Raw genomic sequence first — 16094 nt, forward strand, 5'->3', positions numbered from 1 at the left:
GCCGACATGCCGGTGGCGATCGTCACGGGGGCGTCCAGGGGGCTGGGGCTGGCGCTGGCCGCGGGGCTGGCGGCGCGGGGCTGGGAGGTGGTGGCCGACGCCCGTTCGGGGCCGGCGCTGCGCTCGGCGGTGGCCCGGCTGCCCGGGCCGGGCCGGGTACGGGCGGTGCCGGGGGACGTCACCGACGCCGGGCACCGGTCCCGGCTGGTGGCCGCGGCCATGGCGGCGGGCGGGGTGGACCTGCTGGTGAACAACGCGAGCGTGCTGGGCGCCGAGCCGCTGGTGCCGCTGGCCGACCATCCGCTGACCGGGCTGCGGGCGGCGCTGGAGACCAACGCGGTGGCGCCGCTGGCCCTGGTGCAGGAGGCGCTGCCGCATCTGCGGGCGGCCGGCGGCGCGGTGCTCTCGGTCACCTCGGACGCGGCCGTGGAGGCGTACCCCACCTGGGGCGGCTACGGGGCGAGCAAGGCGGCGCTGGAGCGGCTGTGCGCGGTGCTGGCGGTGGAGGAGCCGGCCGTCCGGGTGTGGTGGGTCGATCCGGGCGACATGCGGACGGCGATGTACGAGGCGGCGGTGCCGGGGGATCCGGACGCGGCGGCGCGTCCGGATCCGGCCGGTGTGGTGCCGGCGCTGCTGCGGCTGGTGGCGGAGCGGCCGGCCAGCGGCCGTTACCTGGCCGGCGCGCTCCTGGAGGCGGCGCGGTGACCGCGTCGGCGGTGCGGACGGTACGGGTGCCGCCGGAGCTGTCGGCGCGGGTGCCGCCGGCCCGGCGGGACGCGGTGCGGCTGATCACCGGCCGGCGGAGCACCGGTGAGGTGAGCCACCACGCGTTCCGGGCGCTGCCACGGCTGCTGTGCGCCGGGGACGTGCTGGTGGTCAACACCTCGCCGACGCTGCCGGCGGCGGTGGACGGGGTGCTCGCCGGGGAGGCGGTGGTGGTCCACTTCTCGACCCGGCGGGACGACGGGCGGTGGGCGGTGGAGCTGCGGACCCCGGACGGGCGGGGCACCACCCGGGCGCGGCCGGGCGGTCCGGCGGGGGCGGTGGTGGCGCTGGCCGGCGGCGGGCGGCTGGTGCTGGACGCGCCGCTGGCGGCCGGGTCGGACCGGCTGTGGCTGGCCACGGTGGCGCCCGCGGACACGGTGGCGTACCTGCGCCGCAACGGGCGGCCGATCCGGTACGGCTACACCGAGCGGGACCAGCCACTGGCGGCGTACCGCACGGTGTTCTCGGTGCCGTCGGCGGACGGCCTGGGGTCGGCGGAGATGCCCGGCGCGGGGCGGCCGTTCACCGCGGGCATGGTGGCGGCGCTGGTGAGCCGGGGGGTGCAGGTGGCGCCGCTGACGCTGCACACCGGGGTGGCGTCCGCTCAGGCCCACGAGCCGCCGTACCCGGAGCGGTTCGCGGTGCCGGAGAGCACGGCGCGGCTGGTGAACGCGGCGCGGGCCGGCGGCGGCCGGGTGATCGCGGTGGGGACGACGGCGGTGCGGGCGCTGGAGTCGGCGGCGGACGAGGGCGGCCGGGTGCGCGCGGCGCGGGGATGGACGGATCTGGTGGTCACCCCGGAGCGCGGGACGCGGGTGGTGGACGGGCTGCTGACCGGGTTGCACGAGCCGGAGGCGTCCCATCTGCTGATGCTGGCCGCGGTGGCGGGCGTCGAGCTGCTGGACCGGGTGTACGCGGAGGCGGTGCGGGAGCGGTACCGGTGGCACGAGTTCGGGGACGTCAACCTGCTGCTGCCGTAGGAACGCGGACGGCGGCGCCCCGGGGTTCCGGGGCGCCGCCGTCGGGCCGGGCAGGGGCGGTCAGCCGCCGCGCATGACCTCGGGTTCGTGCCGGCGCAGCAGCCGGGCGACGGCGAAGCCGCAGGCGACGCCGAGGGAGAGCAGGACGGCCAGGTCGAGGCACCAGATCCCGGCGCTGTGCTTCCACAGCGTGTCGGGGTGGGCGGGGTCGTACGGCATGAGGATGTTGAGCTGGGCGGTGGTGGCCAGGCCGGCCAGCGCCCAGCGGGACGGCATCAGCCAGGCGACCTGTTCCAGGCCGGGCTTGTCGTAGAGCTGGAAGAGGATGCCGGTGAAGACCACCTGGACGATGGCGAACATCACCAGCAGCGGCATGGTCTTCTCGGCGGTCTTGACCAGCGAGGAGATGACCAGGCCGATCATCATCGAGGTGAAGCCGATGCCGATGACGACGAGGGTCATCTCGACGGCCGGTTCGTTGTGCAGCAGGACGCCTTCGGCGGGCATGGCGCGCGGGGCGAAGCCGATGGCGCAGATGATCACGCCCTGGACGGCGGTGATCAGGCCGAGCACGACGACCTTGGACATCAGGTAGGCGCTGCGGGACAGGCCCACGGCGCGTTCGCGTTCGTAGATGACGCGTTCCTTGATGAGTTCGCGTACCGAGTTGGCGGCGCCGGAGAAGCACATGCCGACGGTGAGGATCATCAGGATGGTGCCGGCGTCCTTGTTCCACAGGCGCACCCGGGCCGGGCCGAAGCCGAGGCCGCTGTCGGCCGGGATGACCACGCTGACCACGCCGAGGACGGCGGGCAGGACGAGCATCAGCCCCATGAAGCCGCGGTCGGAGGCGATCACCGACAGGTAGCGGGCGATCAGGGTGCGCAGTTGGGAGCCCCAGCTGCGGGCCATGCGCGGTTCGGCCTGCGGCGGGGCCACCGGGGCGGGCGGGGTGGGGACGGTCGCGGCGGCGTCCAGGTCGGCGGCGTAGGTGCGGTAGTGGTGGGAGCCGTGCCAGCGGCCGGCCCAGTCGTAGTCGCGGTAGTTCTCGAACGCCTGGAAGACGTCGGCCCAGGTGTCGTAGCCGAAGAAGGCGAGCGCCTCGTCGGGCGGCCCGAAGTAGGCCACCGAGCCGCCCGGTGCCATCACCAACAGCCGGTCGCACAGGGCGAGTTCGGCCACCGAGTGGGTGACCACCAGCACCGTGCGGCCGTCGTCGGCGAGGCCGCGCAGCAGTTGCATCACGTCGCGGTCCATGCCCGGGTCGAGGCCCGAGGTGGGTTCGTCGAGGAAGATCAGCGACGGTTTGGTGAGCAGTTCCAGGGCGACCGAGACGCGTTTGCGCTGGCCGCCGGAGAGCGCGGTGATGCGTTTGTCGGCGTGGACGTCGAGCTTGAGCTCGCGCAGCACCTCGTCGATGCGGGCCTGGCGTTCGGCGGCGGCGGTGTCGTCGGGGAAGCGCAGTTTGGCGGCGTACTTCAGGGCCCGGCGGATCGTCAGTTCCTTGTGCAGGATGTCGTCCTGCGGCACCAGTCCGATGCGCTGGCGCAGTTCGGCGAAGTGCTGGTAGAGGTCGCGGTTGTCGTAGAGGACCTGGCCGTGGTCGGCGGGGCGGTAGCCGGTGAGCGCGCGCAGCAGGGTGGACTTGCCGGATCCGGAGGGGCCGATGACGCCGATCAGGGACTTCTCCGGTACGCCGAAGGAGACGTCCTTGAGGATGGTCTTGGTGGTGTTGCCGTGCGGCACCTGGACGGTCAGGCGGCGGGCGGAGAAGGTGACTTCGCCGGTGTCGACGAACTCCTCCAGCCGGTCGCCGACGAGCCGGAAGGTGGAGTGGCCGACGCCGACGGTGTCGCCGGGGCCGATCAGGGCGCGGCGCACCGGCTTGCCGTTGACGTAGGTGCGGTTGTGGCTGCCGAGGTCGACGATCTCGTAGCGGCCGTCGGGGTGGATGCGCAGTTCGGCGTGGCGGCGGGAGACCTGGAGGTCGGCGACGACCAGGTCGTTCTCCAGGGCGCGGCCGATGCTCAGTACCCGGCCGACGGCGAGCTGGTGGAAGCTGGTCGGGTTGCGTCCGCCGGCCGGCGCGGGGTGGGGTTGCGGCCACTCGGATGCCGGTGCGGAGTGCTGGGGTGCGGGGTGGCCGGGGTGCGGTGCGGTGGCCGGGTGTTCCGGGGCGGCGTAGGCGGGGGCGGCGTGGACGGGGACGGGGGCGGCGAAGTCCAGCCGCGGGCCGTCGGTGGCGTTGCCGAGGTGGACGGTGCTGCCCGGGCCTATCGGTATCTCGTGGACGCGCTGTCCGTGCGCCCAGGTGCCGTTGGTGCTGCCCAGGTCCTCCAGGGTCCAGCCGTGCCCGTTCCACCGCAGGATCGCGTGCCGCCAGGAGACCCGGGCGTCGTCGAGCCCGATGTCCCCCTGCGGGTCGCGGCCCACGGTGTACGACCTGGCCGGGTCAAGTGACCAGGTTTGTCCGTTCAGTTGCAGTACGAGTTCCGGCACTCCATGCCCCACAAGGTTGTCCCCCGGTTTACCCCCATGCCGGGAAGTCCGGGATGGCGAACGTCGGGAGCACTATTCCAGGCTCCCGTCCGTTACGGAAAGTCGCCCTCTGGCGGGGGCTTGGGGCCGAAACGCCCTCGGACGGTGGTAGGGAGGAAGTAGGCGGCGGTATGCCGGATGATCCCGGCATACGGCGGTGTACGGCTTTCCTCCGCGGAACAGGGGCGACCATGGCCAGCGGTCCGGAGCAGTCACACGGTGCTCGCGCGGTGCCGTGGGGACGGGCGGTGCTCGCCGCGGTGGCCGCCGTCGGCTGGGCGTTCGCGGCGATGGCGGCGGTGGCGGCGCTCGGCCTCCATCTGCTGGGCGCCGACACCCGAGGGGCGCTCGGCCCGATGACCGCCGCCGTGGTGATCATGGCGGTGGGCGGCCAGGTCTCCCCCTCCGGTGACGTGACGGTCTTCGGGATCGGCGGGGCGCAGGCGGTCGGGGCGGTGGACATCATGCCGCTGGGCGTCGCGCTGGCCGGGGCGCTGCCGCTCGGCTGGGTCTTCGCCCGCTCCACGCGCCGGGCCGGCGTGGTGGCCGGCGGCGCGGAGTTCGCCGTCCGCACGGTCGCGGTGATCGTGGTCTTCCTGGCCGTGCTGGCCGGGCTGACCTGGGCCGGCCACGAGACGATCACCATCAGCGGGGCGTCGCCGGGGTCCGCCGCGCCCGGCCTCGGTGACCTGGGCGACCTCGGTGACCTGGGCGGTCTTGGCGGGCGGCTCGCCGACAGCCTGGGCCGGCTGGCGCACGAACGCGCCTCGGTGGGCTTCCGGGTCGACGCGGGCGCCTCGGTCGGCGCGGGGCTGCTGTGGGTGCTGGCGGTGCTGGCGCTGGCACTGCTGGTCAACCGGCGCGCGCCGCTGCCGGCCGCCTGGCACGTGGTGCACCGTGCCGTACGGCCGGCCGCCTCGGCGCTGTGCACGGCGCTGCTGCTGGCGGTGGCGGCCGGGTTCGTGGTCGCGCTGTGCCACGCGGTGGCGGACGACCATCCGGGCCGGGTGGTCGGCGCGGCCCTGGTCGGCACCCCGAACGCGGTATGGCTGGCGGCGACGCTGGGGTTGTTCGTCCCGTGGCACGGACGGGCGTACGGCCCGCTGGCGTACGTACTGCCGCACCCGCTGGACCAGTTGCTCAAGGGCGGCGCCGACCATCCGGTGACGGTGGCGGGGCTGGCCGGGTACGACGGGTGGGTGTGGCTGCTGCCGGTGGCCGCGGTGGTGACGATGCTGCTGGCCGGGGTGGTGCTCGCGGCGCGCACGCCGCCGGGCGCGTCGACGGCCGCCTGCGCGCTGCGGCTGGCCGTCGCCGCCGCGCTCGCCTTCGCGTTGCTGACCGCGTTGACCACGCTGTCGGTCAACGCCGATCTGTCGCTGTTCGGCTTCGACGCCCTGGGGTCCGGGATCGACCTGGCGGGCAGTGTTCCGCTCGCCTTCCTGCTGGGTGCCGGGTGGGGGCTGGTCTGCGGTGCGGTGGGGGCCGCCCTCGCCACGGCGACCGGGGCGCGCGGCACCCGGGTGGCGGGGCCCGCCGGGCTTTCCGGACGCCCCTGACCGGGCGCCGCCGGCGCTCGCCGCGCCGTAGGTCCGCGGGGTGCCCGGGATACGGGACGGGTCCGCTGCCGGGGCCGCCGGGCGGTTACCGTGGTGCCACCATGGACGACGTTTCGCAGCCCGGTCCCGCCCCCGACGTTCCGGTCGGGGCGGCCTCGGGGCCCACGCTTCTGGTCAAGATCTTCGGCAAGGACCGGCCGGGCATCACCGCCGGACTCTTCGACACGCTCGCCGCCTACGGCGTGGACGTGGTCGACATCGAGCAGGTGGTCACCCGGGGCCGGATGGTGCTGTGCACCCTGGTCACCGCACCGGAGGGCGGACCCGCCGCGGAGGGCGGGCTGCGCGCCACCGTTCACAACTGGGCCGAATCCATCAAGATGCAGGCGGAGATCATCTCCGGCACCGGTGACAACCGGCCGCGCGGCACCGGACGCTCCCACGTCACCGTGCTCGGCCATCCGCTCACCGCCGAGTCGACGGCGGCCATAGCGGCCCGGATCACCGCCGTCGGCGGCAACATCGACCGTATCTTCCGGCTCGCCAAGTACCCGGTCACCGCCGTGGAGTTCGCCGTCTCCGGCGCGCCCACCGGGGTGCTGCGCACCGCCTTGGCGATGGAGGCGGCCCACCGCGGGGTGGACGTGGCGGTGGTCGCCGCCGGGCTGCACCGGCGGGCGCAGCGGCTGGTGGTGATGGACGTGGACTCCACCTTGATCCAGGACGAAGTGATCGAGCTCTTCGCCGCCCACGCCGGCTGCGAGGACCAGGTCGCCGAGGTGACGGCCGCGGCGATGCGCGGGGAGCTGGACTTCGAGCAGTCGCTGCACGCCCGGGTGGCGCTGCTGGCGGGGCTGGACGCCTCGGTGGTCGACAAGGTGCGCGCCGAGGTCCGGCTGACCCCGGGCGCCCGTACCCTCATCCGTACGCTCAAGCGGCTCGGCTTCCAGGTGGGCGTGGTCTCCGGCGGCTTCACCCAGGTCACCGACGACCTCAAGGAACGCCTCGGGCTCGACTTCGCCTCCGCCAACACCCTGGAGATCGTCGACGGGCGGCTGACCGGCCGGGTCACCGGTGACGTGGTGGACCGGGCCGGCAAGGCACGGCTGCTGCGGTCCTTCGCCGAGCAGGCCGGGGTGCCGCTCTCCCAGACCGTGGCGATCGGCGACGGCGCCAACGACCTGGACATGCTCAACACCGCCGGGCTCGGCGTCGCCTTCAACGCCAAGCCGGTGGTGCGGCAGGCCGCGGACACCGCGGTCAACGTGCCGTTCCTGGACACCGTGCTCTACCTGCTGGGCATCACCCGGGAAGAGGTCGAGGCGGCCGACCTCCACCTGGACGCCTGAGACCCGGGCGCGCCCGGCGCGGGTGCGCCTCCCGGCCGGGGCGGCGGGGAGGCGCGTTCGCGTGAGTGACGGGCGGGGGCTTCAGGCCTTGTGCGGGACCCAGTAGTCGGCCAGCGTCCCGACCCCGTGCTCGACCGACTTCCACGAGCCGTCGAAGGTGATCACGGCGATGGCGCAGGTGGGGAAGGCACTGCGGTTCATCCGGGCCGCCAGATCGCCCTCGGCGCGGCCGGTGAGCGCGTCGGCCAGCGCGTGCATGCCCGGGTTGTGGCCGACCAGCATCAGGTCGGCGACCTCGTCGGAGGTCTCGTTGATCAGCGCGAGGAGTTCGCCGAGGGATGCCTCGTAGAGCCGCTCCTCGTAGACGGTCTTGGGGCGCTGCGGCAGTTCGTGGGCGACGAGCTTCCAGGTTTCGCGGGTGCGCTGCGCCGTCGAGCAGAGGGTCAGTTCGGGGAGGAAGCCCTTCCAGGCGAGCCATTGTCCGGCGACGGGGGCGTCCTTGCGACCACGGTCGCTCAGCGGCCGTTCGTGGTCGGATTCCTGCGCCCAGTCGGCCTTGGCGTGCCTGAGGAGGACGATCCTGCGGGGCGTTGCGTCGCTCATGTCCTTCAGCTTCCCAGAAAACGCCGCACGAGGCGCGGGGTGCGCGGGCGTTGTGCGGGTGCTGGACGCGGTACGCGGCGGGCGCGCGACCGGGTCCGCCGCGCCGTTACGACACGTGCCCGACGAGGGCCGCGAGGAGCGCGGTGACCTTGGAGAAGAGCGCGGCGAGCGGCTGCGCGGCGGCGGGCGGACCGGCCTGCGCGGTGCCCGCGACGAACGTCAGCAGCGCGCCGAAAGCCACCGCGGGCAGCGCCACCGCCCACCACCGCAGCCGTCCCGCCGGTCGCTCCGCCCCGCCGGGCGGCGCCGCCTCCGCGGCCTTCGCACGGGTCGGCCAGGCGGTACTGCACACAGGCATGGGGCTCGCCTCCGGGTCGGGGTCGCCGCCGCGCGGCGGCGTCGTTTCGTACGCCACCGACGCTACGGCCGCCTTCCGGGCCGGACCATCCGGAAGACCACCCAGTCGACCCTGATCCACACCCCCTAGGGGACCGGGGGACAACCCCCTCCCCCGGTGTGCGAGGCGCTCAATAATGTGCCGCGATCGAGGCCACGATCGCCACCACCGCCGGTACGCCCAGCATCATGCAGAGCATCAGCAGCAGCTTCTTCTGCGGTTTCGGAGGGTTCGGCTCGAGCACGGGCATGCGCCCAGTCTCCCACCCCCGCCCCGCGCCCCGTCCCGGGGGTGGCCCCGCCGCGCCGGTGGCGTGTCGTACCCCGGAACGGGACCGGGGTGGCGGACCCGGCGGCGGCGCCGCGGCTCAGATCTCGTCCTCCACGTGGCGTTTGCGGCCGGCCAGGATGCCGGCGGCCATCTGGGGGAGCATGAGGGCGGCCATGAGGGCGATGGGCAGGTGCCAGCCGCCGGTGCTCTGGTAGAGGGCGCCGACGAGGATGGGGCCGGGGATGGACAGCAGGTAGCCGGTGCTCTGGGCGAAGGCGGAGAGCTGGGCGACCCCGGCACCGGTGCGGGAGCGCATGCCGATCATGGTCAGCGCCAGCGGGAAGGCGCAGTTGGAGACGCCCATCAGCAGGGCCCAGGCGACCGGGGCGGCGGCGGGCGCGAGCCAGAGCCCGGCGTAGCCGGCGAGGCCGAAGGCGCCGAGCGCGGCAACCAGCCAGCCCTGGTGGCTCACCCGGGCGGCGAGCGCGGGCAGGACGAAGGAGAGCGGGACGCCGAGCACCATGGTGACCGCCAGCAGCACGCCCGCGGTGGCGGCCGACACGCCCGCGTCCCGGAAGATCTGCGGCAGCCACCCCATGGTGATGTACGCGCCGGTGGCCTGGAGGCCGAAGAAGACGGCGAGCGCCCAGGCGGTCCGGCTGCGGGTGATCCGGACGCGCGGCGCGGAGCCGGCGGCCGGGGCGCCGGCGGCGGCACCCCGGCCGGTACGGGCCACCGCGAGCCACGGCACCACGGCGACCACGGCGAGCGCCGCCCAGACCCCCAGGCCCAGCCGCCAGCCGCCGCCCATCGCCCGGGTCAGCGGCACCGTACTGGCCGCGGCGACCGCGGTGCCCAGGGAGAGCGCCATCGAGTACAGCCCCGTCATGGCGCCGACCCGGTCGGGGAAGTACCGCTTGACGACCACCGGCAGGAGCACGTTGCTGACGGCTATGCCGGCCAGCCCCAGCGCGCTGGCGGCGAGGAAGACCGCGGTGCCCTGGGCGAACGGGCGCAGCAGCAGCCCGCCGGCGATGGCGGCCATGCCGGCGCAGACCACCGCGCCGGGGCCGAACCGGCGGGCCAGCCGGGGCGCGGCGGTGCCGAAGACGGCGAAGCACACGGCGGGTACGGAGGTGAGCAGCCCGGCCACCGTGCCGTTCATGTGCAGCCCGGTGCGCACCTCGGCCATGAGCGCCCCGAGGCTGGTGATCGCCGGACGCAGGTTGACCGCGGCGATCACCAGCGCGACGGCGACCAGCCGCCGGGTGAGGGGGGTCAGGGGTGTCCCGGGGGCGGCTCCGGCGCCGGGGGGCGGCGGAGCCGAGGCGGCCGGCACGGCACCATGGGGTGCGTCGGCGGCGTCGGTGGCCGGCACGGCAGCGGGTACGGCGGGTCCCCGGTGGTCTTCGGACAGCACGGTCTCGTCGTCTCGCATGGGGCCCATCATAGAATCATGGGATGACTGATGGACCCCTTCACGCCGCCGTAATCCAGTAAGGAACGAGGAGACCATGCCGCTGAGCTCGCCCCGTCGTTCGGTCCTCGCGGACCAGGTGATCAACCAGTTGCGCACCCAGATCACCTCGGGTGAGTGGCCGGTCGGCTCGCGCATCCCGACCGAGCCGGAGCTGGTCGAGCAGCTCGGGGTGGCCCGCAACACGGTGCGCGAGGCGGTGCGCGCGCTCGCCCACAACGGCCTGCTCGACATCCGCCAGGGGTCCGGCACCTACGTGGTCGCCACCAGCGAGCTGGCCGGGGTGATGCACCGCCGGTTCGCCGACGCCGACCAGGGCGACGTGGCCGAGGTGCGCAGCGTGCTGGAGGCGTCCGCGGCCCGGCTCGCCGCCCTCCGGCGCACCGAGCGCGACCTGCGCCACCTGGACAAGGTGCTGGCCCGGCGGGAGGAGGCGTGGCACTCCGGGGACGCCGAGGCGTTCGTGGACGCCGACGCCGCGCTCCACCTCGCGGTGGTCGGCGCCGCCCACAACGAGGTGCTCACCGAGATGTACGCCGACCTCGGCCAGGTGCTGCGGGAGTTCCTGCGCGCCGATGTCGGCGGGGAGCTGCGCCCGGAGGGGTACGTGGACCACGCGCGGCTGGTGGAGGCGATCCGGGCCGGGGACGGCGCGTCGGCGGCGGCGGAGGCGGGAGGCCACGCGCGGTCGTGCCGGGCCCGGGACACGGCCGCCGACCGCTGACCGCGGCCCGCGCGGCGCTCAGCGCACCGTGACCCAGGCCGCGCGGATCTCCTTCCAGCAGTGGCCGCCCAGGGTGACCGTGGCGGCCGGCAGGATCTGGGCGTGGCCGGTGTCCACCGCCGGGTCCCACCAGCGGCGGCAGGCGATGTGCAACTGGGCGCGGACGGTCTCCGGGTCGGGGTTGTGGCACACCGCCCGGGCGCTGCTGCCGCGTACCCGGGTGAAGCACTCGGTGCCGGCCGGTGCGGGCGCCGGGGGCTCGGCCGCCGACACGGCGGTGGGGGCCACCGCCAGCACCGCCACGGCGAGCGCCACCGCGGTGGGCCAGTCACGCGTGCGGGCGGGGCGCGGCCGGGTACCGGTACGCATGGCTGGACCTCCTCGATGGCGTCGGCCGGCCGCCGGGGCAGCACGGGGTCGCGCCGGCACGCGGGCGCCGGCGTACGGAAGTGGCATCGGTGGGCGGCCCGCCACGCGCGCCGCCGTTTCGTCCCCGGGGCCGGTGGGACGGCCCCGCCGCGGCAGGGGGCGGTCGTCCGGCGTGGTGCGGCCCGGGGGTCCATCGTGCCGTCATCCGCCCGCCGGGCGCCCGTCCGGTGCGGCCGTCCGGGGCACGCGCGAGCCCCGGCCCGCGCGTGGCGGACCGGGGCTCGGCGGAAAACGGTGTACGGGTCAGGCGCCCATCATGTGCACGCCGCCGTCGACGTGCACGATCTCACCGGTGGTCTTGGGGAACCAGTCGGACAGCAGGGCCACCACACCACGGCCGGCCGGCTCGGGGTCGGTGAGGTCCCAGCCGATCGGGGCGCGGGTGTTCCACACGTCGGCCAGCTCCTCGAAGCCCGGGATGGACTTGGCGGCCATGGACTTGATCGGGCCGGCCGAGACCAGGTTGACCCGGATGTTCTTGTGGCCCAGGTCGCGGGCGAGGTAGCGGGAGGTGGACTCCAGCGCCGCCTTGGCCACGCCCATCCAGTCGTACTTCGGCCAGGCCACCTGCGCGTCGAAGTCCATGCCGACCACCGAGCCGCCGCGCTGTTCGAGCAGCGGCAGCAGGGCCATGGTCAGCGACTTGAGCGAGTAGGCGGAGACCTGGACGGCGGTGGCCACCGACTCCCAGCCGGTGTTGAGGAAGTTGCCGCCGAGCGCGTCCTGCGGGGCGAAGCCGATGGAGTGGACCACACCGTCGAGGCCGACGCCCTCGCCGAGGTGTTCGGCGACCTTGGCGGCGAGGCCGTCTAGGTGCTCCTGGTTCTGCACGTCCAGCTCGATGACCGGGGCGGGCTTGGGCAGCCGCTTGGCGATCCGCTCGACGAGGCTCAGCCGGCCGAAGCCGGTGAGGACGACCTCGGCGCCCTCCTCCTGGGCGAGCCTGGCGGTGTGGAAGGCGATCGAGGCGTCGGTGAGAACGCCCGTCACCAGAATGCGCTTGCCTGCGAGGATTCCACTCATCGTGCTCAGTGACCCATGCCCAATCCGCCGTCGACGGGAATGACGGCTCCAGTGATGTATGCGGCGTCGTCGGAGGCGAGGAAGCGGACCGACGAGGCGACCTCTTCCGGACTCGCGTAACGGTTCAGCGGGATGCTGCCCAGGATCGACTCCCGCTGGTCGTCGGAGAGTACGCGGGTCATGTCGGTGTCCACGAAGCCGGGGGCCACGACGTTGACCGTGATGCTGCGGGAGCCGAGTTCCCGGGCGAGGGACCGGGCGAAGCCGACCAGACCCGCCTTGGAGGCGCCGTAGTTGGCCTGGCCCGCCGAGCCGGTGAGCGCGACCACCGAGGAGATCAGCACGATCCGCCCCTTGCGGGCCCGGAGCATGCCGCGGGTGGCCCGCTTGACGACGCGGAAGGTGCCGGTGAGGTTGGTGTCGACGACCGAGGTGAACTCCTCCTCGGTCATCCGCAGCAGGAGCTGGTCCTTGGTGACGCCGGCGTTGGCCACCAGCACCTCGACCGGTCCCTGCTTCTCCTCCACCTCCTTGAAGGCCCGTTCCACCTGCTCGTGGTCGGTGATGTCGCACCGTACCGCCAGGAAGCCCTCCGGGGGCTCGCCGGAACGGTAGGTGATGGCGACCTTGTCACCTGCCTCGGCCAGGGCGCGGGCGATGGCGAGCCCGATGCCCCGATTGCCTCCGGTGACGAGTACCGAGCGGCTCAACGGCCCACCCTTTCGTTCGTTGTCCTGTGTGCCCTATGCAAACTATCGGCCCGCGGCCCGTGCCGAGGAATCGGCCCGTGACAGGGGCGCAGGTCGGCCACTGTGGACTCCCTACAGATTCCGCCGGGCGCGGGGGTTGTCATAGGGGCATGATTCACTGCCGGTGAGTGTGCGGAGCGTACTGCCACAGGAACGTACTGCCTGAGGAAGGGGAGGGGCCGTGCCCAAGGGGATCGACGAGTCTTTTGTGGCACTTCCGTTGCGGGCGCTGGCCGACGCGGCGCTGGCCCGGGCCCGGGCGCTGGGGGCCGAGCACGCCGACTTCCGCTTCGAGCGGGTGCGCAGCGCCTCGGTGCGGCTGCGTGACGCCCGTCCGGCCGGTTCGGCCGACACCACGGACACCGGCTACTGCGTCCGGGTGGTGCACGGCGGCGCCTGGGGGTTCGCCTCCGGGGTGGATCCGACGATGGACGCGGCGGCCCGGGTGGCCGGCCAGGCGGTGGCGATGGCCAAGCTGGCGGCGCGGGTGACGGCGTCGGCCGGGGGCGGCGGCCGGGTGGAGCTGGCCCCGGAGCCGGTGCACGCCGACCGCACCTGGGTCTCCTCCTACGAGGTCGACCCGTTCAAGGTGCCGGACCGGGAGAAGGCGGCGCTGCTCGCCGAGTGGAGCGCCCGGCTGCTGGCGGCGGACGGGGTCTCGCACGTGGACGCGTCGCTGGTGGCGGTGCGGGAGAACAAGTTCTACGCCGACACCGCCGGCACCAGCACCACCCAGCAGCGGGTGCGCATCCACCCGGAGCTGACGGCGGTCGCGGTCGACCCGCGCACCGGCGAGTTCGACTCGATGCGCACCCTGGCCCCGCCGGCCGGCCGCGGCTGGGAGTACGCCACCGGCACCGGCTGGGACTGGGACGGCGAACTCGCCGCGATCCCCGGGCTGCTGGCCGAGAAGATGCGCGCCCCCGGCGTGGAGCCCGGCCGTTACGACCTGGTGATCGACCCGTCCAACCTGTGGCTGACCATCCACGAGTCGATCGGCCACGCCACCGAGCTGGACCGGGCGCTGGGCTACGAGGCGGCCTACGCGGGCACCTCGTTCGCCACCTTCGACCAGCTCGGCACGTTGCGCTACGGCTCCCCGGTGATGCACGTGACCGGCGACCGCACCACCGAGCACGCCCTGGCCACCGTGGGGTACGACGACGAGGGGGTGGCCGCCCAGTCCTGGGACCTGATCCGGGACGGGGTGCTGGTGGGCTACCAGCTCGACCGGCGGATGGCGCACGACTGCGGCTTCGAGCGCTCCAACGGCTGCGCCTTCGCCGACTCCCCCGCGCACGTGCCGGTGCAGCGGATGGCCAACGTCTCGCTCCGCCCGGCCGAAGGGGGGCCGTCCACCGAGGAGTTGATCGGCCGCGTCTCGGACGGGCTGTACCTGGTGGGCGACCGCTCCTGGTCGATCGATCAGCAGCGGCACAACTTCCAGTTCACGGCGCAACGGGCGTTCCGCATCAGGAACGGCCGACTCGACGGCCAGGTGCGGGACTTCGCGTACCAGGCGACCACCACGGAGTTCTGGGGCTCCATGGAAGCGGTGGGCGGCCCGCAGACCTATGTGCTGGGCGGCGCCTTCAACTGCGGCAAGGCCCAGCCCGGGCAGATCGCCGCGGTCAGCCACGGTTGCCCCTCGGCGCTCTTCCGGGGCGTCGGCATCCTCAACACCACACGGGAGGCGGGACGGTAATGGGCAGGTCGGCACCGCACGAGATCGTCGAACGCGCCCTGGAGCTGTCCCGGGCGGACGGCTGCGTGGTCATCGCGGACGAGGAGTCCAGCGCCAATCTGCGCTGGGCGCGCAACGCGCTCACCACCAACGGCGTCACCCGGGGGCGCACCCTCACCGTGATCGCCACGGTGGACGGCGCCCGGGGCACCGCGGCCGGGGTGGTCTCCCAGGGCGCGGTCACCGCCGCCGAGCTGGAGCCGCTGGTGCGGGCGGCGGAGGCGGCGGCCCGCCAGGCCGAACCGGCCGAGGACGCCGAGCCGCTGGTCGCCGGGGTGGCCCCGGACGCGGCCTTCACCGCGCCGCCCGCCGAGACCTCCGCCGAGGTCTTCGGCGCCTTCGCACCGGCGCTCGGCGAGGCGTTCGCCGCCGCCCGCTCCGGCGGCCGGGAGCTGTACGGCTTCGCCCAGCACACCCTGGTCTCCCACTACCTGGGCACCTCGACCGGGCTGCGGCTCCGCCACGACCAGCCCACCGGCACGCTGGAGCTGAACGCCAAGTCGCCGGACGGCACCCGTTCGGCCTGGTCGGGGGCGGCCACCCGCGACTTCACCGACGTCGATCCGCTGGCCCTGGACGGGGAGCTGGCGCGGCGGCTGGGCTGGGCCGAGCGCCGGATCGAGCTGCCCGCCGGACGGTACGAGACGCTGCTGCCGCCGTCGGCCGTGGCCGATCTGCTGATCTACCAGTACTGGCAGTCCACCGCCCGGGAGGCGGCCGAGGGGCGGACGGTCTTCAGCGCCCCCGGCGGCGGCACCCGGATCGGTGAGCGGCTCAGCCCGCTGCCGGTCAGCCTGCGCAGCGATCCGCGGGAGCCCGGCCTGGAGGCGGCGCCGTTCGCGCTGGCGCACGCCTCCGGCGACGGCTCCTCGGTCTTCGACAACGGGCTGCCGCTGGAGCCGGTGGAGTGGATCCGCGACGGCGTGCTGGAGCGGCTGGTCACCACCCGGCACACCGCGCGCCTGACCGGTCTGCCGTCCGCGCCCATGGTGGACAACCTGGTGCTGGACGCGGGCGGCACCCGCTCGGTCGAGGAGCTGGTGGCCGACACCGAGCGCGGGCTGCTGCTGACCTGCCTGTGGTACATCCGCGAGGTGGACCCGGCCACCTTGCTGCTGACCGGGCTGACCCGGGACGGGGTCTACCTGGTGGAGCACGGCGAGGTGACGGGGGCGGTCAACAACTTCCGGTTCAACGAGTCCCCGGTCGCCCTGCTGGCCCGGGCCACCGAGGCGGGGCGCACCGAGCGGACACTGCCGCGGGAGTGGAACGACTGGTTCACCCGTACCGCGGCCCCGGCGCTGCGGATACCGGACTTCAACATGAGTTCGGTGAGCCCCGGGGTGTGACCGGGGGTGCCGTGCCGTGCGATGCGCCGGGGCGCCGGGGCGCGCGGTGCCCCCGCTCTCGTCGCCCCGGCCCCGGCGGCGTACCGTGTGAAGTGCCAGGACAGGGGTGTTACCGGGCACATCGAGCAGGTGGTGGAG

General features: G+C 74.3%; 15 protein-coding genes. 7 read left to right on the plus strand and 8 right to left on the minus strand.

Annotated elements, in window-relative coordinates; genetic code table 11:
* Positions 1-6 precede the first annotated feature (6 nt).
* Entirely contained in the window at positions 7-705 is a 699-nt protein-coding gene (locus tag SCATT_RS04590) for an SDR family NAD(P)-dependent oxidoreductase (RefSeq protein ID WP_014141762.1), read from the plus strand.
* Entirely contained in the window at positions 702-1745 is a 1044-nt protein-coding gene (locus SCATT_RS04595; protein WP_014141763.1) for an S-adenosylmethionine:tRNA ribosyltransferase-isomerase, read from the plus strand. The genes SCATT_RS04590 and SCATT_RS04595 overlap by 4 nt, the downstream gene beginning before the upstream one ends.
* A 60-nt stretch (positions 1746-1805) precedes the next feature.
* On the opposite strand, the gene SCATT_RS04600 is transcribed toward SCATT_RS04595, so the two are convergent.
* Positions 1806-4256, minus strand: a complete 2451-nt coding sequence (locus SCATT_RS04600) for an FHA domain-containing protein (RefSeq protein WP_014627499.1) — start codon at positions 4254-4256, stop codon at positions 1806-1808.
* Between the two features lie 218 nt (positions 4257-4474).
* On the opposite strand from SCATT_RS04600, the gene SCATT_RS04605 reads away from it, so the two are divergent.
* Entirely contained in the window at positions 4475-5842 is a 1368-nt protein-coding gene (locus SCATT_RS04605; RefSeq protein ID WP_014141765.1) for a streptophobe family protein, read from the plus strand.
* Positions 5843-5943: 101 nt separating this feature from the next.
* On the plus strand, positions 5944-7191 hold the full coding sequence (gene serB / locus SCATT_RS04610; protein WP_014141766.1) for a phosphoserine phosphatase SerB: 1248 nt from the start codon (positions 5944-5946) through the stop codon (positions 7189-7191).
* Between the two features lie 81 nt (positions 7192-7272).
* On the opposite strand, the gene SCATT_RS04615 is transcribed toward serB, so the two are convergent.
* From SCATT_RS04615 to SCATT_RS04625, 4 genes are all read right to left on the minus strand, one after another.
* On the minus strand, positions 7273-7794 hold the full coding sequence (locus tag SCATT_RS04615) for a SixA phosphatase family protein (RefSeq protein WP_014141767.1): 522 nt from the start codon (positions 7792-7794) through the stop codon (positions 7273-7275).
* Positions 7795-7900: 106 nt separating this feature from the next.
* A complete protein-coding gene (locus SCATT_RS04620; RefSeq protein WP_014141768.1) occupies positions 7901-8152 on the minus strand; it encodes a hypothetical protein in 252 nt (83 codons plus the stop codon).
* A gap of 169 nt (positions 8153-8321) precedes the next feature.
* Entirely contained in the window at positions 8322-8441 is a 120-nt protein-coding gene (locus tag SCATT_RS40265) for an SGM_5486 family transporter-associated protein (RefSeq protein WP_014627503.1), read from the minus strand.
* A 117-nt stretch (positions 8442-8558) separates the two neighbouring features.
* Complete coding sequence (locus SCATT_RS04625) at positions 8559-9899, minus strand: CynX/NimT family MFS transporter (RefSeq protein ID WP_014141770.1); 1341 nt, start codon at positions 9897-9899, stop codon at positions 8559-8561.
* A gap of 76 nt (positions 9900-9975) precedes the next feature.
* Here SCATT_RS04625 and SCATT_RS04630 point away from each other — a divergent pair, with 76 nt between their 5' ends.
* A complete protein-coding gene (locus tag SCATT_RS04630) occupies positions 9976-10662 on the plus strand; it encodes a FadR/GntR family transcriptional regulator (RefSeq protein WP_014141771.1) in 687 nt (228 codons plus the stop codon).
* An 18-nt stretch (positions 10663-10680) separates the two neighbouring features.
* On the opposite strand, the gene SCATT_RS04635 is transcribed toward SCATT_RS04630, so the two are convergent.
* The 3 genes from SCATT_RS04635 to fabG all read right to left on the minus strand — a co-directional run bounded on the left by SCATT_RS04635 (position 10681) and on the right by fabG (position 12824).
* On the minus strand, positions 10681-11031 hold the full coding sequence (locus SCATT_RS04635) for a hypothetical protein (protein WP_014141772.1): 351 nt from the start codon (positions 11029-11031) through the stop codon (positions 10681-10683).
* A gap of 303 nt (positions 11032-11334) precedes the next feature.
* Entirely contained in the window at positions 11335-12114 is a 780-nt protein-coding gene (gene fabI, locus SCATT_RS04640) for an enoyl-ACP reductase FabI (RefSeq protein WP_014141773.1), read from the minus strand.
* A gap of 5 nt (positions 12115-12119) precedes the next feature.
* On the minus strand, positions 12120-12824 hold the full coding sequence (gene fabG / locus SCATT_RS04645; protein WP_014141774.1) for a 3-oxoacyl-[acyl-carrier-protein] reductase: 705 nt from the start codon (positions 12822-12824) through the stop codon (positions 12120-12122).
* Between the two features lie 220 nt (positions 12825-13044).
* On the opposite strand from fabG, the gene SCATT_RS04650 reads away from it, so the two are divergent.
* Positions 13045-14568: a TldD/PmbA family protein gene (locus SCATT_RS04650; protein ID WP_014141775.1), complete on the plus strand. Its 1524-nt coding sequence runs from the start codon at positions 13045-13047 to the stop codon at positions 14566-14568.
* Positions 14568-15956, plus strand: a complete 1389-nt coding sequence (locus SCATT_RS04655; protein ID WP_014141776.1) for a metallopeptidase TldD-related protein — start codon at positions 14568-14570, stop codon at positions 15954-15956. The genes SCATT_RS04650 and SCATT_RS04655 overlap by 1 nt, the downstream gene beginning before the upstream one ends.
* The last annotated feature ends 138 nt before the right edge of the window (positions 15957-16094 follow it).

This window comes from Streptantibioticus cattleyicolor NRRL 8057 = DSM 46488 (assembly GCF_000240165.1).
In the GTDB taxonomy this organism is placed as follows: domain Bacteria; phylum Actinomycetota; class Actinomycetes; order Streptomycetales; family Streptomycetaceae; genus Streptantibioticus; species Streptantibioticus cattleyicolor.